At 67.3% G+C, this 23,134-nt stretch carries 25 protein-coding genes and 1 pseudogene; 9 read left to right on the top strand and 17 right to left on the bottom strand.

The features are described 5' to 3' along the window. Positions 1-26: 26 nt before the first annotated feature. Positions 27-203 (bottom strand): hypothetical protein, encoded by a 177-nt coding sequence (locus ACZL02_RS03865; protein ID WP_472938852.1) that lies wholly within the window; start codon positions 201-203, stop codon positions 27-29. A gap of 275 nt (positions 204-478) precedes the next feature. Between ACZL02_RS03865 and cysS the strand changes: the two genes are divergently transcribed. From cysS to ACZL02_RS03850, 3 genes are all read left to right on the top strand, one after another. After that, entirely contained in the window at positions 479-1,909 is a 1,431-nt protein-coding gene (gene cysS, locus ACZL02_RS03860) for a cysteine--tRNA ligase (protein WP_472938851.1), read from the top strand. Between the two features lie 177 nt (positions 1,910-2,086). Beyond that, positions 2,087-2,482: a BrnT family toxin gene (locus ACZL02_RS03855; protein ID WP_472938850.1), complete on the top strand. Its 396-nt coding sequence runs from the start codon at positions 2,087-2,089 to the stop codon at positions 2,480-2,482. Beyond that, on the top strand, positions 2,463-2,741 hold the full coding sequence (locus tag ACZL02_RS03850; protein ID WP_472938849.1) for a BrnA antitoxin family protein: 279 nt from the start codon (positions 2,463-2,465) through the stop codon (positions 2,739-2,741). The genes ACZL02_RS03855 and ACZL02_RS03850 overlap by 20 nt, the downstream gene beginning before the upstream one ends. 57 nt (positions 2,742-2,798) lie before the next feature. On the opposite strand, the gene ACZL02_RS03845 is transcribed toward ACZL02_RS03850, so the two are convergent. Further along, positions 2,799-4,139: a dihydroorotase gene (locus ACZL02_RS03845; RefSeq protein ID WP_472938848.1), complete on the bottom strand. Its 1,341-nt coding sequence runs from the start codon at positions 4,137-4,139 to the stop codon at positions 2,799-2,801. 82 nt (positions 4,140-4,221) lie between these two features. Here ACZL02_RS03845 and ygfZ point away from each other — a divergent pair, with 82 nt between their 5' ends. From ygfZ to ACZL02_RS03830, 3 genes are read left to right on the top strand one after another with little or no spacing between them, the layout of a single operon-like run. Beyond that, positions 4,222-5,088 (top strand): CAF17-like 4Fe-4S cluster assembly/insertion protein YgfZ, encoded by an 867-nt coding sequence (gene ygfZ / locus ACZL02_RS03840; RefSeq protein WP_472938847.1) that lies wholly within the window; start codon positions 4,222-4,224, stop codon positions 5,086-5,088. Continuing rightward, complete coding sequence (locus ACZL02_RS03835) at positions 5,085-5,729, top strand: HD domain-containing protein (RefSeq protein ID WP_472938846.1); 645 nt, start codon at positions 5,085-5,087, stop codon at positions 5,727-5,729. Before ygfZ ends, ACZL02_RS03835 begins: the two co-directional genes overlap by 4 nt. Beyond that, positions 5,726-6,280 carry a tyrosine phosphatase family protein gene (locus ACZL02_RS03830; protein WP_472938845.1) on the top strand — a complete coding sequence of 185 codons (555 nt, stop codon included), beginning with the start codon at positions 5,726-5,728 and terminating at the stop codon, positions 6,278-6,280. The genes ACZL02_RS03835 and ACZL02_RS03830 overlap by 4 nt, the downstream gene beginning before the upstream one ends. A gap of 238 nt (positions 6,281-6,518) precedes the next feature. On the opposite strand, the gene panB is transcribed toward ACZL02_RS03830, so the two are convergent. The 11 genes from panB to rpoZ all read right to left on the bottom strand — a co-directional run bounded on the left by panB (position 6,519) and on the right by rpoZ (position 16,420). Then, positions 6,519-7,337, bottom strand: coding sequence for a 3-methyl-2-oxobutanoate hydroxymethyltransferase (gene panB / locus ACZL02_RS03825; RefSeq protein WP_472938844.1), 819 nt, complete (start codon positions 7,335-7,337; stop codon positions 6,519-6,521). After that, complete coding sequence (panC, locus tag ACZL02_RS03820; RefSeq protein ID WP_472938843.1) at positions 7,334-8,224, bottom strand: pantoate--beta-alanine ligase; 891 nt, start codon at positions 8,222-8,224, stop codon at positions 7,334-7,336. The genes panB and panC overlap by 4 nt, the downstream gene beginning before the upstream one ends. 251 nt (positions 8,225-8,475) lie before the next feature. Continuing rightward, positions 8,476-9,204: a DNA repair protein RecO gene (gene recO, locus ACZL02_RS03815; protein ID WP_472938842.1), complete on the bottom strand. Its 729-nt coding sequence runs from the start codon at positions 9,202-9,204 to the stop codon at positions 8,476-8,478. A 72-nt stretch (positions 9,205-9,276) separates the two neighbouring features. Continuing rightward, on the bottom strand, positions 9,277-10,242 hold the full coding sequence (gene era, locus ACZL02_RS03810; RefSeq protein ID WP_472939105.1) for a GTPase Era: 966 nt from the start codon (positions 10,240-10,242) through the stop codon (positions 9,277-9,279). Positions 10,243-10,331: 89 nt separating this feature from the next. Further along, a complete protein-coding gene (gene rnc / locus ACZL02_RS03805) occupies positions 10,332-11,039 on the bottom strand; it encodes a ribonuclease III (RefSeq protein WP_472938841.1) in 708 nt (235 codons plus the stop codon). Beyond that, entirely contained in the window at positions 11,027-11,776 is a 750-nt protein-coding gene (gene lepB, locus ACZL02_RS03800) for a signal peptidase I (RefSeq protein ID WP_472931526.1), read from the bottom strand. Before lepB ends, rnc begins: the two co-directional genes overlap by 13 nt. A gap of 153 nt (positions 11,777-11,929) precedes the next feature. Continuing rightward, complete coding sequence (gene acpS, locus ACZL02_RS03795; RefSeq protein WP_472938840.1) at positions 11,930-12,355, bottom strand: holo-ACP synthase; 426 nt, start codon at positions 12,353-12,355, stop codon at positions 11,930-11,932. After that, positions 12,352-12,942 carry a DUF2062 domain-containing protein gene (locus ACZL02_RS03790; protein ID WP_472938839.1) on the bottom strand — a complete coding sequence of 197 codons (591 nt, stop codon included), beginning with the start codon at positions 12,940-12,942 and terminating at the stop codon, positions 12,352-12,354. Before ACZL02_RS03790 ends, acpS begins: the two co-directional genes overlap by 4 nt. A gap of 115 nt (positions 12,943-13,057) precedes the next feature. Then, positions 13,058-13,636 carry an orotate phosphoribosyltransferase gene (gene pyrE, locus ACZL02_RS03785; protein WP_472939104.1) on the bottom strand — a complete coding sequence of 193 codons (579 nt, stop codon included), beginning with the start codon at positions 13,634-13,636 and terminating at the stop codon, positions 13,058-13,060. Positions 13,637-13,685: 49 nt separating this feature from the next. Then, entirely contained in the window at positions 13,686-15,908 is a 2,223-nt protein-coding gene (locus ACZL02_RS03780) for a RelA/SpoT family protein (RefSeq protein ID WP_472938838.1), read from the bottom strand. A gap of 125 nt (positions 15,909-16,033) precedes the next feature. Then, positions 16,034-16,420: a DNA-directed RNA polymerase subunit omega gene (rpoZ, locus tag ACZL02_RS03775; RefSeq protein WP_472931522.1), complete on the bottom strand. Its 387-nt coding sequence runs from the start codon at positions 16,418-16,420 to the stop codon at positions 16,034-16,036. 303 nt (positions 16,421-16,723) lie between these two features. Between rpoZ and ACZL02_RS03770 the strand changes: the two genes are divergently transcribed. Both ACZL02_RS03770 and ACZL02_RS03765 read left to right on the top strand, forming a co-directional pair. After that, the gene (locus tag ACZL02_RS03770) at positions 16,724-17,320 is read left to right on the top strand and encodes a LabA-like NYN domain-containing protein (protein WP_472938837.1); all 597 of its coding nucleotides are present in this window, start codon (positions 16,724-16,726) and stop codon (positions 17,318-17,320) included. Continuing rightward, positions 17,301-17,954, top strand: coding sequence for a uracil-DNA glycosylase (locus ACZL02_RS03765; protein WP_472938836.1), 654 nt, complete (start codon positions 17,301-17,303; stop codon positions 17,952-17,954). Before ACZL02_RS03770 ends, ACZL02_RS03765 begins: the two co-directional genes overlap by 20 nt. Before the next feature lie 57 nt (positions 17,955-18,011). Here the strand turns inward: ACZL02_RS03765 and ACZL02_RS03760 are convergent, their stop codons facing one another. From ACZL02_RS03760 to dapA, 3 genes are all read right to left on the bottom strand, one after another. Beyond that, positions 18,012-18,575, bottom strand: a complete 564-nt coding sequence (locus ACZL02_RS03760) for a peroxiredoxin (RefSeq protein ID WP_472938835.1) — start codon at positions 18,573-18,575, stop codon at positions 18,012-18,014. Between the two features lie 120 nt (positions 18,576-18,695). Further along, complete coding sequence (smpB, locus tag ACZL02_RS03755) at positions 18,696-19,172, bottom strand: SsrA-binding protein SmpB (protein WP_472938834.1); 477 nt, start codon at positions 19,170-19,172, stop codon at positions 18,696-18,698. A gap of 139 nt (positions 19,173-19,311) precedes the next feature. Further along, complete coding sequence (gene dapA, locus ACZL02_RS03750) at positions 19,312-20,193, bottom strand: 4-hydroxy-tetrahydrodipicolinate synthase (RefSeq protein ID WP_472938833.1); 882 nt, start codon at positions 20,191-20,193, stop codon at positions 19,312-19,314. A 312-nt stretch (positions 20,194-20,505) separates the two neighbouring features. Between dapA and ACZL02_RS03745 the strand changes: the two genes are divergently transcribed. Then, the gene (locus ACZL02_RS03745) at positions 20,506-22,692 is read left to right on the top strand and encodes a lytic transglycosylase domain-containing protein (protein WP_472938832.1); all 2,187 of its coding nucleotides are present in this window, start codon (positions 20,506-20,508) and stop codon (positions 22,690-22,692) included. 48 nt (positions 22,693-22,740) lie between these two features. Here ACZL02_RS03745 and ACZL02_RS03740 read toward each other — a convergent pair. Next, positions 22,741-23,128: pseudogene (locus tag ACZL02_RS03740) on the bottom strand (YkvA family protein). Between the last annotated feature and the right edge of the window lie 6 nt (positions 23,129-23,134).

The raw sequence follows: 23,134 nt of genomic DNA, 5'->3' as shown, positions 1-23,134 counted from the left end.
CCTCGCGCGGACCGGCGGCTTTCGACTTAGTCGGCGTAGGCGACGATCTGCTGGCGGCGCGGCTCGGACTTCTGCGTCTTCTTGCGGAAGGTCTGGTTGGCGGCGGCGATGGCGGCGATGCCGATCTCGCGGTACTTGGCGAGCAGGTCGACTTCGTTGGCGCGGTCGCTCTTGGAACGGAACTTGGCGGAATTCTCGGACATGGTTTTTCCTAAGGGGCTCAATGCAGGCTTGAAGATAGCCGCGATTGAGTCAGTTTAGCGACCGAACCTAACTCAAACTTAAACACGTTTCTTATCATTCGGTATTACTCCACAGCAGTGGCGGAGAAGACACAAGATGCGGTGCAGCATGGTAAACCAAAGCTTAACTTGCCTCACCTGTCCGACGGCCCTGATTTGTCTTGGCAGCGAATTGCAGGTACCTGCTGCACTGCAGCATTGACGGAATGATGCCCGGCAGACGGGGAGGACACACGATGGACGACGGATACAGAGGCCTTCGGCTCACCAACACCATGACCCGCGCCAGGCAGGAGTTTCGTCCGCTCGACTGGTCGAACCCGGCCATTCCCGAAGCTGAAAGACAGGTGCGGATGTATGTCTGCGGGCCGACGGTCTACGACTTCGCCCATATCGGCAACGCGCGGCCGGTGATCGTGTTCGACGTGCTGTTCCGCCTGCTGCGCCATCTCTACGGCGCCGACCACGTGACCTATGTCAGAAACCTCACCGACGTCGACGACAAGATCAACGCGCGGGCGGCGCGCGATTTTCCCGGTCTGCCGCTGAACGAGGCGATTCGCCGGGTCACCGAAACGACGGCGGCGCAGTTCCAGAAGGACGCAACCGCGCTCGGCGCCTTGCCCCCGACGCACCAGCCGCGCGCCACCGACTTCGTTGGCGCCCGCAGCGACGGCAAGCCCGACATGGTGTCGATGATCTCCGCCCTCGTCGCCCGCGGCCATGCCTATGTCGCGGGGGGCGAGGTGCTGTTCGACGTCACCTCGATGCCGGACTATGGCAAGCTTTCCAACCGCAAGCTCGAGGACCAGCAGGCCGGAGCGCGCGTGGCGGTCGAGAGCCACAAGAAGAGCCCCGGCGACTTCGTCCTCTGGAAGCTGTCAGACGACAACGAGCCCGGCTGGGACAGCCCCTGGGGCCGCGGCCGGCCGGGCTGGCACATCGAGTGCTCCGTCATGTCGCAAGCCTATCTCGGCGAGGTCTTCGACATCCACGGCGGCGGGCTCGACCTGATCTTTCCGCACCACGAGAACGAGATCGCCCAGTCGCGCTGCGCCCACGGCACGCGCGACATGGCGTCGATCTGGATGCACAACGGCTTCCTGCAGCTCGAGGGCAAGAAGATGTCGAAGTCCGACGGCAACTTCATTACCATCGCCGAGCTCCTGGAGAGCGAGACCTTCGGCGGCCGGAAGTGGGACGGCGCGGTGCTGCGCTTGGCCATGCTGATGACCCACTACAAGGAACCGATCGACTTCTCGGTGAAGCGGCTGGAGGAGGCGGACGAAGCGCTGGCCGCCTGGAGCCGCGCCGCCGAAGGCGTTGCCGCGAGCCAGCCCTCGCAACGCTTCATCGACGCCTGGTCCGACGACCTCGGCGGCTCGGCCGCCATCGCCGAGCTGCACGTCCTGCGCAAGTCCGACCCGGCAGCGCTGAGGGCCTCGGCCGAGCTGATCGGACTCACGCTGGCAGTGGCGCCGACTGAAACCGCGGCGGAAGACCCCACGATTGCGGCCCGGGTGGCGGATCGTCTGGCGCTGTTGAAGGCGAAGGACTTTGCCGGCGCCGATGCGATCCGGGCGGAACTCCTCGCCGAAGGCATCCAGTTGAAGGACGGCAAGGATGCGGCCGGGGAACGCGTGACAACGTGGGAGGCGAAGCGGTAGGCGCCGGCCTACATACGGGCCCTCTTACTCGCCCTTTCGTGTATCGACGCGCACATGCCCTCGTCATCCTGGACTTGATCCGGGATGACGACGGTCGCGGGTGCGAATGGGTGCCGGAGATGACGCGCTGACGAAGCGGAGGCATGAACGCCTGTAGGTGCGACGAGAAGACCGCCGATGCAGACCGGTCCGAACTGTGCCATTCTGACGGCAGTGCCATCGTTGCTCAGCGTCGCTTCCGCTCCGGTTCGGTTCGCATCTGCCCGCAAATCGGAATTACAAACGATGCGATTCGCATGGGATCCTGGCAAGGCTCAGCGCAACCTTGCCAAGCACCACGTGTCCTTCGCCCTGGCGGAGCGCGTGTTCGACGATCCTTTGCATATGGTCGCATTCGACCGTGTCGTCGACGGCGAGGAGCGCTGGCATGCGATTGGCATCGTCGGCAGCGTTCTTGTCCTCCTCGTCGTTCATACATACCCTGATGGCGACGACGGAAATTCTGTCAGGATCATCGGCGCACGAAAGGCCACACCGCAGGAAAGGAGGATGTATGAGCAAGGATCTAACTGAGGGCGAGCGTGCCGAGATCGATGCGCTCAAAGCGCTCCCCGATGAGGAGATCGACACGCACGACATCCCGGAAACACTGTCGGAGAATTGGCTTCTAGGTCGGCGCTCCCCCACCGGGCATGCGCCTCAGCAGACGGTGATGATTCAGCTCGAACCCGATATCGTCGCCTGGTTCCGCGCCCATGCCTCCAAGGGGGGATACCAAGCCGAAATCAGCCGCGTGCTCCGCGGCTATGTCGATGAAGCCACGAAGCGGTAGAGAGCGAGGCTCTCGATTGTATCCAATCCCTGGATACAATCTCACCAGCGTCCCAACTCACCGGCGCCCCAGCGCCTCGCCGAACCGCACCGCCTCGCCGGTGCCGGCGGCGGTGATTTCCCCCTCCCACATCACCCGCCGCCCGCGGACCACGGTGCCGACCGGCCAGCCGGTGACGGTCTTGCCGTCATAGGGCGTCCACTGCGACTTCGAGCCGATCCAGGCGTTCTCGATGGTCTGCTGGCGCTTCAGGTCGACGACGGTGAAGTCGGCGTCGTAGCCGCAGGCGATCCGGCCTTTGTTGGCGATGCCGAAGATGCGCTGCGGGCCGGCGGAGGTGAGGTCGACGAAGCGCTGCAGCGACAGGCGGCCGTTGGCGACGTGGTCGAGCATGATCGGCACCAGCGTCTGCACGCCGGTCATGCCCGACGGCGAGGCCGGATAGGGCTTGGCCTTTTCCTCAAGCGTATGCGGTGCGTGGTCGGAGCCGAGGACGTCGATCACGCCCTGTACGATGCCATGCCAGATGCGGTCGCGGTGCTCGGCGGAACGCACCGGCGGGTTCATCTGCAGGAGGGTGCCGAGCCGGGCATAGTCGTCGGCGGTCATCGTGAGGTGGTGCGGCGTCGCCTCGGCGGTGGCGACGTCCTTGTGCGTCTGCAGGTAGTCGATCTCCGCGGCGGTCGAGATGTGGAGGACGTGGATGCGCGCGCCGACTTCCTCGGCGATCCCGACGAGGCGCTGCGTGCAGAGGAGCGCCGCCTCGGCGTCGCGCCAGACCGGGTGCGAGGACGGGTCGCCGGGAACCCGGAAATCCATCCGCTCGCGCAGCCGGAACTCGTCCTCGGAGTGGAAGGCGGCGCGCCGGCGGGTGCGCTTCAGGATCTCGCGCACGCCCGAATCGTCCTCGACCAGCAGCGAGCCGGTGGAGGAGCCCATGAACACCTTGATGCCGGCAGCGCCAGGCAGGCGCTCGAGCTCGGCGACATCCTTCGCGTTCTCCCGCGTGCCGCCGACCCAGAAGGCGAAGTCGCAGTGCATGCGGTGATGGCCCCGCGCCACCTTGTCGGCGAGCGCTGCCTCGCTCGTCGTCAGCGGGTCGGTGTTCGGCATCTCGAACACGGCTGTGACGCCGCCGAGCACGGCCGCGCGCGAGCCCGATCCGAGATCTTCCTTGTGGGTCGGGCCGGGCTCGCGGAAATGTACCTGGCTGTCGATGACGCCGGGCAGAATGTGCAGACCGGTGCAGTCGACGACCTCGCCGGCCGAGGCGGCGTCGATCGACCCGATGAAGGCGATGCGGCCGGCGGTGACGCCGACGTCTCTGATGCCTTCGCCGTCCTGGTTGACGACGGTGCCGCCCTTGAGAACGAGATCGTAGAGGGGGGTGGTGGACAAGAGGCGGCTCCTCGCTTGTTCCTGCATGGCTTGCGGCTTACGTAACCCTGACGCCCCTGACAAGCGACCGAAAGCGAACGGCATGTCCTATATCAGCCTGACCGACCGGTCCGTCCTCGACGTGACGGGCGAGGACGCCGAGAGCTTTCTGCAGAACCTCGTCACCTCCGACCTCGATCTGCTCGGCCCCGGCGAGGCGCGCCCTTCCGCCCTGTTGACGCCGCAGGGGAAGATCCTGTTCGATTTCCTCGTCAGCCGCATCGAGGGCGGCCTCCGGCTCGACGTGTCGGCCGCGGCCCGCGATGCCCTCGCCAAGCGACTGGCGCTCTACAAGCTGCGGGCCAAGGTGACGGTCACCGCCAGTCCGGACCGGGTCTTCGCCGTCGTCGATCGCCATCTCGAGAGTGATTTGCCGATCGACCGGCGGTTTTCCGACGGGACCGTCGGCCGGGCCTATGGCGCGCCGCCGCCCGGCAGCGAGGAGGCGCCCGCCGCGGCCTTCGAGGGGCTGCGGATCCGCGCCGGCATCGCCGAGGCGGAGAAGGACTTTCCGGCCTCGGACGTTTTCCCGCACGACGTGCTGCTGGACCAGAACGGCGGCGTCTCGTTCAAGAAGGGCTGCTATGTCGGCCAGGAGGTCGTCTCGCGCATGCAGCACCGCGGCACAGCGCGGCGGCGCATCGTGCTGGTGCAGGCGGACGGACACCTCTCGCCGGGCGCGACCCTGATGGCCGGCGACAAGCTGCTCGGCACCGTGCTGTCGGCGATTCCGGGCCTTGCCGGCGACGGTGGCGACGGCATGGCGCTGGTGCGGATCGACCGGCTGGCCCTCGCCCTTGCCCAGGATACCGTGCTGTCGGTCGACGGGGTGCCGGTGGACGTTACCATCCCCGCCTGGGCCGGCTACGCGCTGCCCGAGGTCACGGCGGTGGCGGAGGACGGCGAATGAGCCGCACCAAGGCGGCCGCACCGCCGCGCGTCTGGCAGCGGATGCTGTCGGGGCGGCGGCTCGACCTCCTCGACCCCTCGCCGCTCGACGTCGAGATCGAGGACATCGCGCATGGCCTAGCCCGCGTCGCCCGATGGAACGGCCAGACGTCGGGCGAGCACGCCTTCTCGGTGGCGCAGCATTCGCTGATCGTCGAGGCGGTGGTGGCGGCGAGCGAGCCCGACCCGCGCTGGCGGATGGCGGCGCTCCTGCACGACGGGCCCGAATACGTCATCGGCGACATGATCTCGCCGTTCAAGAGCGTGATGGGCGGCAACTACAGGCTGGTGGAGAAGCGCCTGCAGACGGCGATCCACCGGCGTTTCGGCTTGCCCGCGGACCTCCCGAAACCGGTGGAGAAGGCGATCAAGGCCGCCGACCGTCTGTCGGCCTATCGCGAGGCGACGCTGCTGGCGGGCTTCAAGCCGGCGGAGGCTGCCGCCTTCTTCGGCGCGCCGACCAGCGACGTGACGGACGCCGCGGTGTTCCAGCCCTGGCCCGCCGGCGAGGTGGAACGGCTGTTCATCGCGCGGTTCGAGGAACTCGACCGCCTGCTCCACCCTTCCACTCTCCCCAGGAACACGCCCGAAAGTCCGGCATGACCTATCTCGTCGTCTCCTCCCTTGCCGAACTGCCGGCGACCGTCGCCGCGCATGGCGCCCGCGATCTCATCACGCTGATCAACGTCAACACCGTGGTCGAGCGTCCCGCCGAGGTCGCGGCCGAGCGGCACCTCTTCCTCGGCATGAACGACATCGTCGCCGAGCTCGACGGCATGGTCGCGCCCGCCGAGACGCATCTCGACGAGCTCCTCGCCTTCGGCGCGCGCTGGGACCGCCAGACGCCGCTCGCCATCCACTGCTGGGCCGGCATCAGCCGATCGACCGCCGCCGCCTATATCCTCGCCCTCGCGATCAATCCCGAGCTCGACGAGGCCGCTCTGGCGAACGAGCTGCGGCGCCGCGCGCCCTCGGCGACGCCCAACGCCCGGCTGGTCGCGCTGGCCGATGAGAAGCTCGGCCGCGGCGGGCGCATGGTCGCCGCCATCAAGGCGATCGGCCGCGGCGCCGACGCCTTCGCCGGCACGCCCTTCGTGCTGCCGCTGACGCTCGAGACGAGCAGTGGCGACGCGGTTCTCGCGACGTCAGTATAAGAGAGCTCGGGTAGAAGCCGCACCCTTTGGCGCCCCCCTTTGGCCTGCCGGCCATCTCCCCCTTGGGTGGGGAGATCGGCAAGTCAGCTAGCGCTGCACGCCTCGTTCTCCCCCTTGAGGGGGAGATGCCGGCAGGCAGAGGGGGGTGAGCTGCCGCGCCCCCTGTGACTGATTGCGAGCCCCCTGATCGAGGTTTTCGCCGTCGGCGGTAATGATCGTCCGTGCGTCTTGAGGACGATCAGTCCTTCGGCAGGTATACGTTCTCCGCCCCCGGAAACGACCGGTCCTTCACCGCAGCGGCATAGGCCGCTACCGCGTCCGTCACCCCTTGCCCCAGGTCGCCGAATTTCCGGACGAAGCGGGGCACCCGCGGGGAGAAGCCGAGCATGTCTTCCAGCACCAGGATCTGGCCGTCGCACTCGGCCGAGGCGCCGATGCCGATGGTGGGGACCGCGACGGCGGCGGTGAGTTCGACGCTCAGCGGCTCGACGACGCCCTCGACCACGACGGCAAAGGCGCCGGCCTCGGCGACGGCGACGGCATCGGCCTTGATCGCGTCCCAGCCGGCGCGGTCGCGGCCTTGCGTCTTGAAGCCACCGAACGTGTTCACCGCCTGCGGCGTCAGCCCGATATGCGCCATTACCGGAATGCCGCGGCTGGTGAGGAAGGCGATGGTCTCGGCCATCAGGACGCCGCCCTCGAGCTTCACCGCGCCGCAGCCGGTCTCGGCCATCAGCCTTGCCGCGTTGCGAAAGGCGACGGCGGGGCTTTCCTCATAGCTGCCGAAGGGCAGATCGACGACGACCAACGCTGTCGAGGAGCCGCGCACGACGCTCGCGCCATGCAGGATCATCATTTCCAGCGTCGCGCCCACCGTCGAGTCCATGCCGTGCTCGACCATGGCGAGGCTGTCGCCGACCAGCAGGAAGTCGGCATGCGGATCGACCAGCCGCGCCGTCAGCGCGCTGTAGGCCGTCAGCGCGACGATCGGATCGCCGCCCTTCCGGGCGAGGATGCCGGGGGCGGTCATCCGCTTGAGGCTGGTCTGGGCGCTCATCGGCGATCTCCTGATGCAAGCGGGGTGCCGTTGATTTCGCGCTGGTCGATGAGGAGGACCTCTCCGAAACGGACGGTGACGAGCACCACGACCGGTGCGCTGGCGAGCGCATCGGCATCGATGCGATCGACCGTTCCGAGCGTCGCGGAGGTGCGGAGGTCGACGGATCGGACGGTGGCGCGGGGCTCGTCCGAGATGATCTCGCGCACCGTCGCCACCACCTTGCGCGGATCCCCCTCGCCGGCCGCGACCATCGCCTCCGCCTTATCCAGCGCCTGCGAGATCACTGCGGCCGCCGCACGGTCTTCCGGCGACAGGCGGACATTGCGCGACGACGCGGCAAGGCCGTCCGCCTCGCGCACGGTCTCGACGCCGACAATCTCGACCGGCAGCGAGAGGTCGTGCACCATCCGGCTGACGACCGCGAGCTGCTGGAAATCCTTCTTGCCGAAGAAGGCGCGATCAGGCTGGGCGATGTTCAGGAGCTTTGCGACGACGGTCGCGACGCCTTGGAAATGGCCGGGACGGTCGATGCCGATGAGAATCGACGACAGCGACGAGACGTCGATCGTGGTCTGCATCGGCTCGGGGTACATTTCCGCGACATCCGGCGCGAAGACCAGGTCAACACCGTGCGCGCGGCATAGCGCTAGGTCGGCTTCGAGGTCGCGCGGATAGCTGGCGAGGTCCTCGTTCGGGCCGAACTGCGTCGGATTGACGAAGATGCTGACGACGACGAGATCACACGCCGCCTTGGCCCGGTCCACCAGCGCCATGTGGCCACCGTGCAGATAGCCCATGGTCGGCACCAGGCCGATCGAGCGTCCGACGCGCCGCTCCGGTCCGAGCGCCTGGCGGAGGTCGGAAATCGTACGGATCAGTTTCAAGGTGCCCACCTGCCCATGTCTTGCGCACGCTTTGCCACTTTTACCGGCGGAGGTCACGGAAAAATGGCGGTCTCCGGTGCGGGTCGCAAGGTGATATGCGCGGGATGCATGGGGTGGCGGCTGTGGTGTAGCCGCGTCAGTCCCTAACGTGGCGCCACTTTTGAGGATCGTCCTCCTGGACTTGATCCGGGATGACGAAGGGCCAGGCGGACCGGCTCGCTCTACCCGTCTCTACCTGCTGCAATAGCCCCTCACCCTAGCAGCCCCTTGGCGATCGCGGCGATCATCGCCTCGCGGGCTGCCGGCTCGTCGAGGCCGCGGGGCGACCAGACGTGGCGGGCGAGGAAATAGCGCGTCAGGCGAAAGCCGTCGGCGAGCGCCGCTTCATCGGCACGGGCGCCGAGGGTGCCGAGGAAGGCCGGCAAGGCCAGCATCTTGTCGTGCCAGGGCGCGCCTGCCTCGGCGCTGACGGCGCGGCCGGATTTCGGCGAGACGTAGACGAGGTTCTCGCGCACGCCGGTGGCAACGCAGGTGTCGAGATCGAGCCCGAAACCGAGCTCTTCGAGCAGCGCGATCTCGAAGCGGAGCACCAGCTCGCCGACGGTCAGCGGGTCACTGAAGTGCGAGACGATGATCTTCAGGCCGTCATAGAGCCGCGGATGCGGGTCGCGTTCCGGCAGCAGGCGGATGTAGGCGGCGAGCAACTGGATGCCGTGCAGGCCGACCGGGCTCTCCATCAGCCGGGCAGCCCGCAGCTCGACCGGCTCCAGCGTCATCGTGCCCATGTGCTCGTCGAGCCGGGCGCGGCAGGTCACCTCGACCTGGTTGCCGGGCTGCAGCACCGGCTGCTGCTTGCGCGAGCGGCCGCCGCGGACGATGCCCATCTGCCGGCCGCGGTCGCGCGTGACCAGCTCGACCATCGCCGAGGTCTCACCGTGCCGGCGCACGCCGAGCACGATGCCCTCCTCGCGCCATTCCATCAGCCGGCCTCCGCAACGAAGCGAGGCCTGGCGAGCGACGGAGCCTGTCGGACGGGCGGCACAGCGCCTGCCTCAGCTGGAGAAGTCGAGGCCCATCTCGCGGTAGCGCTCGGGATCGTCGCCCCAGTTCTGCCGGACCTTCACAAACAGGAAGAGGTGGCAGGTCTCCTCGGCGGCTTCCGAGATCTCGCGGCGGGCGGACTGGCCGATCGCCTTGATGGTCTCGCCCTTGTGGCCGATGACGATCTTCTTCTGGCTCTCGCGCTCGACGAAGATGGTCTGCTCGATGCGGATCGAGCCATCCTCGCGCTTCTTCCAGAGCTCGGTCTCGACATGGCTCGCATAGGGCAGTTCCTGGTGCAGGCGCAGGAACAGCTTTTCGCGGGTGATCTCGGCGGCGAGCTGGCGGATCGGCAGGTCGGTGATCTGGTCCTCGGGATAGTACCAGGGGCCGGCCGGCAGGCGCTGGGCGAGCCAGGCCATCAGGTCGGGGCAGCCGGAGCCCTTCAGCGCCGAGATCATGAACACCTTCTCGAAGGCGATACCGCGCTCGGTGATGTCCTTGGTGAGGCCGAGCAGCCTGTCGCGCTGGATGAGGTCGACCTTGTTGAGAAGAAGCACGACCGGCAGCGGGCTCTCCTTCAGGCGCTCGAGGATCGCCTCGACCTCCTCGGTGAGGCCGCGTTCGACGTCGATGATGGCCAGCACGACGTCGGCGTCGCGCGCGCCGGTCCAGGCGGTCTTGACCATCGCGCGGTCGAGCCGGCGCTTCGGCGCAAAGACGCCGGGGGTGTCGACGAAGACGATCTGCGTCTTGTCCTCGATGGCGATGCCGCGCACCAGCGCCCGCGTCGTTTGGACCTTGTGGGTGACGATCGAGACCTTGGTGCCGACCAGCTTGTTGACCAGCGTCGACTTGCCGGCATTCGGCGCGCCGAGCAGCGAGACGAAGCCCGAGCGGGTGCCGGCCTCGACGGCCGCGGCATTGGCCGCCTCGGCCCGCGTCTCGACGGCAGGGCTCGCGCCCGTCTCGGGGATCCCAGCCGTCTTGGCTGTCTCGGGCTCAGGCTCAGGGTTAACCCGCTTGGGCTCGATCTCGGGGATATCCCCGTTGGGGGTCTCGTCGCTCAACTTTCGTCCTTCCAGATACCTTCGCGCAGCAGGACCGCGCTTGCCGCCTCCTGCTCCGCCAGCCGCTTGGAGCGGCCGGTGCCCTCGGCGGGCTGAACATTCTCGATCACCGCGCGCACGGTGAAGACCGGGTCGTGGTCGGGGCCGGTCCGCTCGACGATCTCGTAGCGCGGCGCCACCGTGGTGCGGGTGTGCACCCATTCCTGCAGGGCGGTCTTGGCGTCTCGGCGCGCTGAAACCGCGCTGCCGAGCTTGTCGCCCCAGAGCCGGTGGATGAAGTCGCGCGCATCCGCCAGCCCGTTGCCGAGATAGATCGCGGCGATCAGCGATTCTATCACATCGGCGCGGATGTTGCGGCTCTTCTCGTCCTTGACCTTCTTCACGTCGCCGCCGTGGCGGATGAAGTCGGCCAGGCCGATCTCGTCGGCGATCTCGGCGCAGGCCTCGGCCGAGACCAACGAGTTCAGCCGCAGCGACATCTCGCCTTCGCTGGCTTTCGGAAACATCTCGAACAGCTTTTCGGCGATGACCAGCCCAAGGACGCGGTCGCCGAGGAATTCGAGCCGCTCGTAGCTCGACGCCGTCCCGCCGCCGCGCAGGCTCGAATGGGTCACCGCCCGCTCGAGCCGCTTGCGGTCGGAAAGCTTGACCCCGATGCGGCGTTCGAGTTCGTCGAGCGAGCGGTCCGGCCTTAGCTTAGCCATGTCGCGACGCGGTCCAGCCGAAGCTCCGTCGGCCAGCGCCAGATCTTCAGGGGCGACTCGCCGCCGCCGATCGAGAAGAAGATCACCTGCGCCTTGCCGACGAGGTTCTCGGCGGGCACGTAGCCGACGTCGAAGCGGCTATCCAGCGAGTTGTCGCGGTTGTCGCCCATCATGAAGTAATGGTCCGGCGGCACCACGAACTCGCGCGTATTGTCGCCGGAGGAGTTCGGGTTGAGGTCGAGCGTCAGGTAGGTCACGCCGTTCGGCAGCGTCTCGCGGAACTGCGGCACCTTGCTGCCGTCCTCGGCGGTGAAGTCGCCCTCCGGCACGCGCGGCACGGCGACATCGTTGATGAAGAGGACGCCGTCCCGCACCTGGATACGGTCGCCCGGCAGGCCGATCAGACGCTTGATGTAGTCGGTCTCTTCCTCGTGCGGCTTGCGGAACACGACGACGTCGCCGCGGGTCGGCGTGAAGGCGAGCACCCGGCCCTCGGTCGGCAGGTAGCCGACATAGGGTGGCAGCGAAGGCAGCGAATACTTGCTGTAGCCGTAGCTCCACTTGGAGACGAAGAGGTAGTCGCCCTCGACCAGCGTTGGCATCATCGAGCCCGACGGGATCGAGAACGGCTGGAACAGCACGGTGCGGATCACCAGCGCCAGCAGCAGCGCCTGCACGATGACCTTGACCGTTTCGCCGAAACCGCCGCTTGCCTTTGCTTCGGCCCGATCGCCCATGCCCGTTCCTTCAGAGATCGCGAAAACGCAGTGTGTGTGGAAATTCGCGGCCGGGACCGCAGCGGCCTTACTAGCGGCTAAGCCCCGCCGGAGCAATTGGCCCGGGCGAACAAAGACCGAACCCGAGCCCGGACGCCCGTCGGCAGCGGCTCGTCAGGGCAAGGCGCCGTCGGCCGATGCCATGGCGGGGCGGGCCTCGATGATCACGAAAGCCTGGGCGAGCGGGTAGTCGTCGGTGATGGTCACGTGGATGTAGGGCTGATGGCCAGCCGGCATCAGCCTGGCGAGGCGCGCGGCGGCACCGCCGGTCAGCGCCATGGTCGGCGCGCCGCTCGGCAGGTTGACGACGCCCATGTCGCGCCAGAACACGCCTTGCGCGAGGCCGGTTCCCAGCGCCTTGGCGCAGGCCTCCTTGGCGGCGAAGCGCTTGGCATAGGAGGCCGCGCGCTGGTTGCGCCGCTCGGACTTCGCCTTCTCGATCGGCGTATAGATGCGGTCGATGAAGCGGGCGCCATGGCGCTCCAGCGTCTTCTCGATGCGGCGGATGTCGATGAGGTCGCTGCCGACGCCGATGATCATGACGCCTCCCCGGCCGCGCCGGCCCGGCTGGCATGCGCCGCCTCGACCCGCTGCAGGAGCTGGCGCGCGCGGCGCTGCTGGAAGCTGCGCGCGGTAGCGAAGACGAGGCCGTAGCCCGCCAGCGCAAAGCCGATGCCGAGCGGCAGCGAGCCGATCAGCATGGGCTTCAGCACCGGCTCCCAGATCGCTGCGATATTCATGTGCTCCAGCGCATGGCCGAGCGATTCCGGCGGCGGGCCGCCGAGTTCCGGCGCCCGGACGAAGTAGCGGCCGAGCTCGTAGGTCGAAGCCCAGATGAACGGGTAGGTCAAGGGATTGCCGCAGACCGTGCAGCCCAGCACCACCGCGGCGAGATTGCCGGCGACGAGGTAGGCGATGGCGAAGGCCAGGATGATGTGGAAGCCGAGGAAAGGCGTAAACGAGGCGAAGATGCCCGCGGCAAAGCCGGCGGCGATCGCATGCGGCGTCGCCCGCAGCCGCAGCACGCGCTTCTGCAGGTACCGCAGCGCACGGCCCCATGACCGGCGCGGCCACAGGCTACGCATCTTGGCGATGAAGCCGAGCTTTTCCCGCCGGCGAAACAGCATGTCGATCCTTCAGTGCGCCGGCCCGGCGAGGGTTGCAGGCTCTAGAATGGGGCTTCCCGGCATGGTGCGGAAGGCGTGACGGCCGCCGTGGTCAGCGGAAAAATCGGCAGCCCGATCAGAGCGAGCGGCTACCCGGTTTGATCGGCGGAATTGCGGCGAGCTCCGGCGGCAGGGCGTCGGCGGGATAGGCGGGAACTGCGACTTCCGCCAACGCGATCAGCGGCACGCCGACATCGGCCTTCCCCGCCGAGCGGTCGATCAGGCAAGCCGCCGCCACCACCTCGGCGCCGAGCTCGCGCATGCAGACGATGGTCTCGCGGATCGACAGGCCGGTGGTGACGATGTCCTCGACGATCACCACGCGCGCCCCCGGCTCCACCTCGAAGCGACGCAGGCGGAACTGGCCGTTCTCGCGCTCGACCCAGATCGCCGGCACCTTGAGGTGGCGCGACGTCTCGTAGGCCGGGATCAGTCCACCGACGGCGGGGCCGACGACGTAGTCGATGTCCCCCGGCACCTCGGCCTTAATCCGCGCCGCCAGTGCCCGGCAGAGCTTCTCGGTCAGGTCGGCATGCATGAAGACGCGCGCCTTCTGCAGGAAGATCGGGCTGCGCAGCCCCGAGGTCAGGATGAAATGGCCTTCGAGATAGGCGCCAGCCTTGCGGAAGACGTCGAGGACGTCCTGGCTGGTCATCGCGGTGTCGGTCATCTCGGTTTCCATCGGGGCAGGAAGGGAAAGGGGCTCAGCCGTTCATCCGCACGGCTTCGGACACGCAGGTCTTGGCGCGCAGCTGGTTGAGCGTGCGGGTCAGGTGCTGGAGGTCCCACACCTCGAGGTCGATGACCATGGTGGTGATGTCCGGCGCCGTCTTGACGGTCGAAAGGCTGTGGATATTGGCGTCGTTGGCGGCGATCGTCTCGGCGATCTCGGCAAGCGTGCCCGGCTCGTTCGAGACGGCGACGAGGATGCGGGCGGGGAAGCGGACGTTCATCTCCGCGTCGATCTCCCAGCGCACGTCGACCCAGCGGTCCGGCTCGTCGTCGAAAGCCATCAGCGCCGGCGCCTGGATCGGGTAGATGGTGATGCCCTTGCCGGGCTCGAGGATGCCGACGATGCGGTCGCCGGGCACAGCGCCGTCCGGCCCGAACTGCACCGGCGTATCGATGCCGGCGCCGCGGATCGGGATCGCCAGGCCGCGCTTCTCTGCCTCGGCGATGCTCGGAATGCGGAACATCATGCCGATGCCGGTGCGCAGGTTGAACCAGCCCTCCTCGTCGGTCCGCTTGGAGATCTTGGTGACGCGGCTGTCCTGGAAGTCCGGATGCACCGCCTTCAGCACGTCGGCGGCCGCAAGCTCGCCGCGCCCGACGGCGGCCATCGCGTCGTCCACGTCCTTCTGCCCGAGCTTGCCGAGATAGGGCTTCAACCCCTCGCGGCTGAACGTCTTGCCGGAGCGGGTGAAGCTGCGCGCCAGCATCTGCTGGCCGAGACCTGCATACTGCCGGCGGATGGCAAGCCGCGTCGCACGCCGGATCGCCGAGCGCGCCTTGCCGGTGACGGCGACGGTTTCCCAGGCGGCGGGCGGCGTTGCGCCCTTGGAGCGGATGATCTCGACCTCGTCGCCATTGGTCAGCTCGGTCACCACCGGCATGATGCGGCCGTCGATCTTGGCGCCGACGCAGGTATCGCCGACGTCGGTGTGCACGGCATAGGCGAAGTCGATGGGCGTCGCGCCACGCGGCAAGGCGATCAGGCGGCCTTTCGGGGTGAAGCAGAACACCTGGTCCTGGAACAGCTCGAGCTTGGTGTGCTCGAGGAACTCTTCCGGGTTGTCGCCCTCGGCCAGGAGATCGATGGTGCGGCGGAGCCAGCCATAGGCATTGCTCTCGGCCGACAGCACGACGCGGCCGTCATGGCCCTCCTCGGCGAAAGCGCCATCCTTGTAGAGCGCGTGCGCGGCGACGCCCTGCTCGGCGATCTGGTGCATCTCCTTGGTGCGGATCTGCAGCTCGACGCGCTGGCGCGACGGTCCGACGATCGTCGTGTGGATCGAGCGGTAGTCGTTCTGCTTGGGGATTGAGATGTAGTCCTTGAACCGGCCGGGCACGAGCGGCCAGGTGCGGTGGACGATGCCGAGCGTGCGGTAGCAGTCGTCCTCGGTCGGGACGAGCACCCGGAAACCGAAGATGTCGGACAGCTGCTCCAGCGAAAGCGCCTTGCGCTGCATCTTGGAGAACACCGAATAGGGCTTCTTCTGCCGTCCCTTGACGATGGCGTCGATGCCCTTTTCGCGCAGCCGGTCGGCCAGATCGCTCTCGATCTTGGCGATGGTGCCGGCATGCTTCTCGCGCAATTCAGCGAGGCGCATGGTGATGGTCTGGTAGGCCTCGCCGTTGACATAGCGGAAGGACAGGTCCTCCAGCTCCTCGCGCATGTCCTGCATGCCCATGCGCCCGGCGAGCGGGGCATAGATGTCCATCGTCTCCTGGGCGATTCGCTCCTGCTTGTCGGAACGCATGTGGCCGAGCGTGCGCATGTTGTGCAGCCGGTCGGCGAGCTTGACGAGAAGCACCCGGATGTCGTCGGCGATGGCCAGCAGCAGCTTGCGCAGGTTCTCCGCCTGCTCGGCCTTCTTGGAGACGAGGTCGAGCCGCTTCAGCTTGGTCAGGCCCTCGACCAGCTGGCCGATCTTGGCGCCGAAAAGGTGATCGATTTCCTTGCGGGTGGCGTCGGTGTCCTCGATCGTGTCGTGCAGCAGCGCGACGGCGATGGTCGCCTCGTCGAGGCGCATGTTGGTGAGGATCGCCGCCACTTCGAGCGGATGCGAGAAGTAGGGGTCGCCCGAGGCGCGCTTCTGCGCACCATGCTTCTGCATGGCGTAGACATAGGCGCGGTTGAGAAGCGCCTCATCGACGTCGGGCTTGTAGCTCGCCACCCGCTCGACGAGTTCATATTGTCGCATCATGGGATCAGGAACCGGCCTCTCGGGAGATCATCGGCCAAAAGAAAGGGCGCCTCGCAGCCCGCGAAGCGCCCTTTGCATATAAGTACGTAAAGCGTCCGGCCGAAAGGCCGGACTGCGCTGCGGCATCAGAAATCGTCGTTCTTTTCCGGGGCGATGAGGCCTTCGATGCCGGCGAGGAGTTCGTCCTCGTTCATCCGGTCGAACGAGACGTTGTCGTCGCTGTCGTCGCCGCTCTTGTCGTCGATGGCGCCGGCCGGCGGTGCCTGCGGCTCCGGCTCGTCGACCTCGACATGCTTCTGCAGCGAGTGGATCAGGTCTTCCTTGAGGTCGCCCGGCGACAGCGTCTCGTCGGCGATCTCGCGCAGCGCGACGACGGGATTCTTGTCGTTGTCGCGATCGATGGTGATCTGCTGGCCCTGCGCGATCTGGCGGGCGCGATGACTGGCAAGCAGGACAAGCTCGAAACGATTTTCGATCTTATCGACGCAATCTTCCACGGTGACGCGGGCCATGCCTGTCTCCTAACAACGACTTTGCAAGCTATGAAGTGCGCTCCATATCCGTTTCAGCCCAATGGCACAAGGGCGCAACGGGCAAGGTTTCGGACGGGGCAGCGGCTTTGGGAAACAAAACCCGCGTCGGCAAGGCTTATCCACCGCTACCGCACCGTTCTGCTTCTACCCATATGCCCCGTTGGCAATTGCCAGCCGCGTACGTATCGTGGGCACAGCCCCGACCGAGCCAGCGTTGCAGCGGACGACTTCGGGCGACAGCTTTTCAAGCAGCTCGTTTCAGTCTCCGTTCGAAAGAGGTTCATGTTCGATTCCCGCGAAAAGATCGCGCTCTTCATCGACGGCGCCAATCTCTACGCCGCCTCCCGGAGCCTTGGCTTCGACATCGACTACAAGAAGCTGCTCTCCGCCTTCCAGAAGCGCGGCTACCTCCTGCGCGCCTACTACTATACGGCGCTGCTCGAGGATCAGGAGTACTCGTCGATCCGCCCGCTGATCGATTGGCTCGACTATAACGGCTACACCCTCGTCACCAAGCCGGCGAAGGAGTTCACCGACGCCAGCGGCCGGCGCAAGGTGAAGGGCAATATGGACATCGAGCTGGCGGTCGATGCGATGGAGCTCTCAGATACCGTCGACCACTTCGTGCTGTTCTCGGGCGACGGCGACTTCCGCTCGCTGGTCGAGGCGTTGCAGCGCAAGGGCCGAAAGGTGTCCGTGGTCTCGACGCTGTCGACCAATCCGCCGATGATCGCCGATGACCTGCGCCGCCAGGCCGACCATTTCATCGACCTCGTCAGCCTGCGCGCCGAGATCGGTCGCAGCCCGGCCGAGCGCGAGGCACGGCTCGCACGGCGCGCCGAGGCGGATACGGATACGGATGCCGACGAAGATTATTGAGCCGTCGCGCGACTGCCCGCTCTGCCCTCGCCTCGTCGCCTTCCGCGAGGAGTGGCGACTGCGCGAGCCCGAATGGCACAACGCGCCCGTCCCCACATTCTTTCCCGCCGGAGGACCCGATGCGGTGGAGCTCCTCGTCGTCGGGCTGGCGCCTGGCGTGCGCGGCGCCAACAGGACGGGGCGGCCTTTCACCGGCGATTTCGCCGGCGACCTCCTCTACAAGACGCTGAACAGCTTCGGCTTTGCCAACGATCGTTTCGCGGCCCGCCCGGATGACGGGCTGGAGCTCCACGGGACGGCGATCATCAACGCCGTGCGCTGCGTGCCGCCGCAGAACAAGCCGGTGCCGCTCGAGATCAACACCTGCCGGCAGTTCCTGACGCCGACCATACTCGGCCTGCCGAACCTCCGTGCGATCGTCACCCTCGGCCGCATCGCCCACGAGTCGACCGTGCGGGCGCTGGGGCAGAAGCTGAAAGCTGCGCCGTTCTCGCATGGTGGAACGCACGAGATCGGCGGCATCCGCTTGACGTCGAGCTATCACTGCTCGCGCTACAACACCAACACCGGGGTCCTGACGGAGACGATGTTCTTCGACGTCTTCCGCGGCGTCGCCGAGCACCTTCGCCGCTGAACAGAGCCAGGGCCCTCGGGGCGATCGGCGCTAGCGGGGCGATCGACGGCGGCGCGGCTATCGGCGGCTGGCGAGATAGTCCGAGACATCCGCCGCATTCCGGTCCGGCGGGAAGACCGGATAGAACACCTTCTCGATCATCCCGTCCCTTGCAACGAGCGTCAGCCGCTTGAGCAGGACTTCGCCATCGGCTTCGAACGTCGGAAGGTCCAGCATCTCGGTCAGCTCGCCGTTCGCATCCGACAGCAAGGGGAACGGCAGATGCAGGCGTTCGGCCGCCTCCTTCTGGTAGGCGGTGGTCTGGGTGGAAACGCCGAAGACCCCAGCGACGCCGAGCGCCCGAAGCTCGGCGAAGAGATCGCGGAAGCCGCAGGCCTGCGGGGTACAGCCGCGGGCGCCCGGAATCTCGTCCCATCCGCCGGGCAGAGGATGGCCGGGCCGGCCGGTCATCGGATAGGCGAAAACCACCAGGATCCCGCGTATCTGGGCGAGATCGACGGCGCCCCCTTGCGTCGCGGGCAAGGCGACATGCGGCAGGCGCATGCCCGGCAGGTGCTGTGCGGCACCGTCGTCGTGCGCCGGCGGCAATCCTTCCGGCAGTCGTGTGTATTCAATGGACATCGCAAGCCTCCCAGCATCGCCCGTTCCATGGAACGCAGAAAGCCTGGCAAACGCAAGCCGGCAATCGATCGGGATGACCTGACCGGGGGCCTGGTCAGGCGGTCAGCGGAAACTCCCCGCTCAGCGGTTGTCCTTGAGGAGCCGCTCTTTCTGGCGGTTCCAGTCCTTCTGCTTCTCGGCCTCGCGCTTGTCGGGCGCGTTCTTGCCCTTGGCGACCGCGAGTTCGAGCTTGGCCATGCCGCGGTCGTTGAAATAGATCTTCAGCGGCACCAGCGTCATGCCGTCGCGCTGGATCGCGCCCGCCAGCCGGTTCAGCTGCACGGCGCGCACCAGAAGCTTCCGGCGGCGGCGCGGCTCGTGGTTGTTGCGGTTGGCCTGGAGATATTCCGGTACGTAGGAGTTGATCAGCCACAGCTCGCCGCCCTCCTCCGTCGCGTAGGATTCGGCGATGGTCGACCGGCCGAGGCGCAGCGACTTGACCTCGGTGCCGGTCAACACGATGCCGGTCTCGAGCGTGTCGATGATCGCGTAGTTGTGCCGCGCCTTGCGGTTTTCCGCGACGATGCCTGAATTGGTTCTGAGCGGTATCGATGCCATCGGCGTTCGGACGGTCCTGTGCGCCCGCCGTCAGTCGCGGCGGGCATCTTCTGTGATGATCCCCAGAGATGAGGACTTTCGGCGTCGGTTCAAGCGAGCGAAGTTCTGGCGAGCGACCGCTGGTCTCGCCCGGGCCGCCCTAGTTCAGCAGGCCGGCATGGCGGAGCGCGCTGTCGATCGCCTCCTCGGTCGACTTGTCGATGGTCGTCAGCGGCGAGCGCAGATGGTTCGCCATGTGCCCGAGCCGCGACAGCGCATACTTCGGGCCGCCCGGGTTCGGCTCGATGAACATCGCCTTGTGCAGCGGCATCAGCCGGTCCTGGATCTCCAGCGCCGCGGCGAAATCGCCGGACAGGCTGGCGGTCTGGAAGTCGGCGCAGAGGCGCGGCGCGACGTTGGCCGTCACCGAGATGCAGCCGGACCCGCCATGCGCGTTGAAGCCGAGCGCGGTCGCATCCTCGCCGGAGAGCTGGATGAAATCCTTGCCGCAGAGCATGCGCTGCTCGGAGACACGGTCGAGCTTGGCCGTCGCATCCTTGACGCCGACGATGTTCGGAAAGTCGGCCGCCAGCCGCGCCATGGTCTCGACGGTCATGTCGATCACCGAGCGCGGCGGGATGTTGTAGATGAAGATCGGCAGCGAGACCGCCTTGGCGATCGCCGAGAAGTGGGCGTAGAGGCCCTTCTGGCTCGGCTTGTTGTAGTAGGGCGTGACGACCAGCAGGCCGTCGGCCCCGGCCTTCTCGGCGAACTGCGCGAGGTCGATCGCCTCGGCCGTGTTGTTCGAACCGGCGCCCGCGATCACCGGCACGCGCTTGGCCGACACCTCGACGCAGAGCTCGACGATGTGCTTGTGCTCGGCATGCGTCAGCGTCGGGCTCTCGCCCGTGGTGCCGACCGGGACGAGGCCATGCGAGCCCTCGCCGATCTGCCATTCGACGAAGGCGCGGAACGCCGCCTCATCGATTGCGCCGTCCGCAGTGAAGGGCGTGACCAACGCCGGCATTGAACCCTTGAACATACCCACTCCCGCCGTCCGTCGTGCGGCCGAAGCCGCGCCGGACGTCCTGCCCGTTTGTCGCTGAGATAACGTCATCGTGCGATTGGTTGGCGGGCCTTGGAAAAGGCCGCATCCTCCCGCACGAAGCCCCGTACCTTAGTGAACAGGCGATGGGGAGACAAGCCGACGCGCTGACGGCCGAGGAAAACCGTCCTGCGTTTCACCGGAGCCTTTACGATTGTTTCATCGTGTCCGTGAGAGATTTACCAACCATAACATTACTCCCCCGGGGATGGGGCCGATCTTGACGGGATCGCCCTTCGAAAGGTTGCCATGACCGCGCAGGCATTCGCCAAGAGCTTGATCCTCAAGGGGCTGATGCTCACGCTGCTCTGCGAGGCGGCGACCGCCCAGACCTTGCCGCCGGCCGGTCCGATGCCGACGCTGCGCCCGATGGCGCGCGACAGCGGCGTCGCGATGGATCCATCGCGCTTCGGCGGGACCCCTGCCCGCGCCCAGAACCCGGTGCTTGCGCCGCGTCCATCATCGTCGTCGCCGGAGAATGTCGACACCAGCGCCAGCGCCTTCACCGCCTCGATCTCGGCGATCTCGGCCCGCCCGAGCGACATCCGCGCCATCAACGGCGAGTTGAAGGACGGCCTCACCGCCGTCTCGTCGGGCGATCTGCGCAAGGCACGTTCGATCCGCGAGGGCATGCCCGCGCGTGCGCTCGACCGCCAGATCCTGACCTGGGCGATCGCGCTGAACGGCGGCAAGGACGTGCCGGCCGCCGACATCGCCCGCGCCTCGGCCGAGCTCAAGGGCTGGCCGGGCATGAAGAAGCTGCGCGCCAATTCCGAGCGCGCGCTCTACCGCGAGCAGCCGTCGGCCTCGAACGTCATCAACGCCTTCGCCGGCAGCCAGCCTGAAACGCCGGAAGGCGCCATGGCGATCGCCCGCGCGCTGATCGAGACCGGCCGTCCGGGCGAGGCCAAGAAGGTCATCGCCCGCATCTGGCAGACCGAGCGTCTCGACCGCAACCTCGAGGGGCGGATCATGACGCAGTTCGGGCCGCTGCTGACCCGGACCGACCACAAGCGCCGCATGGACATGCTGCTCTACAAGGAGTGGATCTCCGACGCCGAGCGGATGAAGACGCTGGCCAATTCCGAGCGGCTGTTCGCCGCCCGCGCCGCGGCCGTTCGCGGCGATGCCAATGCCGGAAAGCTGCTCGCCGCCGTGCCGGCCGCACAGCGTTCCGACCCCGGCTACATCTACGCCACCGTCGAGGTGCTGCGGAAGCAAGGCAAGGTCGAGCAGGCTGCCGCCACGATGCTGTCGGCGCCGCAGGATAGCGCCTCGCTGGTCGATCCCGATGCCTGGTGGAACGAGCGTCGCATCGTCGCCCGCGATCTCCTCGACCTCAACCGGCCGAAGGATGCCTACCGGGTCGCCAGCGCGCATTCCGCGGAGAATCCGGCCGACGCGGCGGAAGCCGAGTTCCACGCCGGCTGGATCGCCCTCAGCTTCCTCAAGGACACCCGCACCGCCGGCAAGCATTTCGCCCGAATCGCGGAAATGTCGAACCGGCCGCTGTCGCAGTCGCGCGCCTACTACTGGCTCGGCCGCACCGCCGAGGCGGCAGGCTCCGGCAATGCCGCGAAGTATTACGGCCGCGCGGCGAGCTACCCCAGCACCTATTACGGCCAGCTCGCCACCGCCAAGATCGGCGCGCGCCCGCAGCAGGTGTCCTACCCGAAGCCATCGGGCGCCGAGCGCTCGCGTTTCGAGAGCCGCGAGCCGGTGCGGGCGATCAAGCGACTGGAGCAGCTCGACCTCGAGAGCCGCGCCAACGTTCTCTACCGCGCGCTGGCCGACGAGCTGGACAGCCCGGGCGAGCTGGCGATGCTGGCCGCGATGGCCGAGCGGCGCGGCGACTACTACATGGCGCTGAAGGTCGGCAAGCAAGCGAACAACCGCGGCGTCGACGCGCCGGCGCTCGCCTTCCCGATCGGCGTCATCCCGCAGACCGCCAACATCTCGGCGTCGGGCAAGGCGCTGGCCTATGCGATCGCGCGGCAGGAGAGCGAGTTCAACCCGGGCGCCCGCTCCGGCGCCGGCGCGCTCGGCCTGCTCCAGCTGATGCCGGGCACGGCGAAGTCCGTCGCCGCCAAGGCTGGCCTCGGATTCTCGCTGGCCCGGCTGACCTCGGATCCCGGCTACAACGCGACGCTCGGCGCCCGCTTCCTCGGCGAACAGATCGACACGTTCTCCGGCTCGTATGTGCTGACGTTCATCGCCTACAATGCCGGCCCGCGCCGCGCCCGCGAATGGGTCGAGCGCTTCGGCGACCCGCGCGGCAAGTCGGTCGACGAGGTCGTCGACTGGGTCGAGCGCATCCCCTTCACCGAGACGCGCAACTACGTCCAGCGGGTGATGGAGAACTACCAGGTCTACAAGATGCGGCTCGGCGCCGATGCCAGCATCGAGCGGGATCTGGTGATGGGACGGCGGGGGTAGAGCGCCACCCGGGAAGCGGGACGGGTATACCGTACTCCGCGAGACCGCTCAGGCGGTCGGGCCGGCCGGCCACAGCCAGTAGACGGCAGCGCCGGCGCAGAGAAGCCAGAGCACGACGATGGCGGCAAGGCCCGCACGGCTCTTTGGCCGTCCCTCGCGCCGCGGCTGTCGCGCGGAACTCGGCCATCAGCGGGGCCGGCACGAGACGTACGGCGAGCATGACGCCGAGCGGCACGATCAGGAGATCGTCGAGATAGCCGAGGACCGGGATGAAATCCGGGATCATGTCGATCGGCGACAGCGCGTAGGCCGCCACGGCCCCGGCGGCGATCTTGGCGGCGACGGGCGTGCGCTTGTCGCGCGCAGCGATCCACAGCGCCACAACGTCCCGCTTCAGGCGTTTCGCCCAATCCTTCGCCCTCGACAGAAACGTCATGCCAAG

Source organism: Mesocryomonas fontinalis, assembly GCF_055730125.2.
This window is presented reverse-complemented; position numbering and strand designations above follow the sequence as displayed.

Bases quoted from the DNA above. Each gene is read 5' to 3' on its own strand.
- ACZL02_RS03865 (WP_472938852.1), bottom strand. From the start codon at position 203: ATGTCCGAGAATTCCGCCAAGTTCCGTTCCAAGAGCGACCGCGCCAAC.
- cysS (WP_472938851.1), top strand. From the start codon at position 479: ATGGACGACGGATACAGAGGCCTTCGGCTCACCAACACCATGACCCGC.
- ACZL02_RS03855 (WP_472938850.1), top strand. From the start codon at position 2,087: ATGCAGACCGGTCCGAACTGTGCCATTCTGACGGCAGTGCCATCGTTG.
- ACZL02_RS03850 (WP_472938849.1), top strand. From the start codon at position 2,463: ATGAGCAAGGATCTAACTGAGGGCGAGCGTGCCGAGATCGATGCGCTC.
- ygfZ (WP_472938847.1), top strand. From the start codon at position 4,222: ATGTCCTATATCAGCCTGACCGACCGGTCCGTCCTCGACGTGACGGGC.
- ACZL02_RS03835 (WP_472938846.1), top strand. From the start codon at position 5,085: ATGAGCCGCACCAAGGCGGCCGCACCGCCGCGCGTCTGGCAGCGGATG.
- ACZL02_RS03830 (WP_472938845.1), top strand. From the start codon at position 5,726: ATGACCTATCTCGTCGTCTCCTCCCTTGCCGAACTGCCGGCGACCGTC.
- panB (WP_472938844.1), bottom strand. From the start codon at position 7,337: ATGAGCGCCCAGACCAGCCTCAAGCGGATGACCGCCCCCGGCATCCTC.
- recO (WP_472938842.1), bottom strand. From the start codon at position 9,204: ATGGAATGGCGCGAGGAGGGCATCGTGCTCGGCGTGCGCCGGCACGGT.
- rnc (WP_472938841.1), bottom strand. From the start codon at position 11,039: ATGGCTAAGCTAAGGCCGGACCGCTCGCTCGACGAACTCGAACGCCGC.
- lepB (WP_472931526.1), bottom strand. From the start codon at position 11,776: ATGGGCGATCGGGCCGAAGCAAAGGCAAGCGGCGGTTTCGGCGAAACG.
- acpS (WP_472938840.1), bottom strand. From the start codon at position 12,355: ATGATCATCGGCGTCGGCAGCGACCTCATCGACATCCGCCGCATCGAG.
- ACZL02_RS03790 (WP_472938839.1), bottom strand. From the start codon at position 12,942: ATGCTGTTTCGCCGGCGGGAAAAGCTCGGCTTCATCGCCAAGATGCGT.
- pyrE (WP_472939104.1), bottom strand. From the start codon at position 13,636: ATGACCAGCCAGGACGTCCTCGACGTCTTCCGCAAGGCTGGCGCCTAT.
- ACZL02_RS03780 (WP_472938838.1), bottom strand. From the start codon at position 15,908: ATGATGCGACAATATGAACTCGTCGAGCGGGTGGCGAGCTACAAGCCC.
- rpoZ (WP_472931522.1), bottom strand. From the start codon at position 16,420: ATGGCCCGCGTCACCGTGGAAGATTGCGTCGATAAGATCGAAAATCGT.
- ACZL02_RS03770 (WP_472938837.1), top strand. From the start codon at position 16,724: ATGTTCGATTCCCGCGAAAAGATCGCGCTCTTCATCGACGGCGCCAAT.
- ACZL02_RS03765 (WP_472938836.1), top strand. From the start codon at position 17,301: ATGCCGACGAAGATTATTGAGCCGTCGCGCGACTGCCCGCTCTGCCCT.
- ACZL02_RS03760 (WP_472938835.1), bottom strand. From the start codon at position 18,575: ATGTCCATTGAATACACACGACTGCCGGAAGGATTGCCGCCGGCGCAC.
- smpB (WP_472938834.1), bottom strand. From the start codon at position 19,172: ATGGCATCGATACCGCTCAGAACCAATTCAGGCATCGTCGCGGAAAAC.
- dapA (WP_472938833.1), bottom strand. From the start codon at position 20,193: ATGTTCAAGGGTTCAATGCCGGCGTTGGTCACGCCCTTCACTGCGGAC.
- ACZL02_RS03745 (WP_472938832.1), top strand. From the start codon at position 20,506: ATGACCGCGCAGGCATTCGCCAAGAGCTTGATCCTCAAGGGGCTGATG.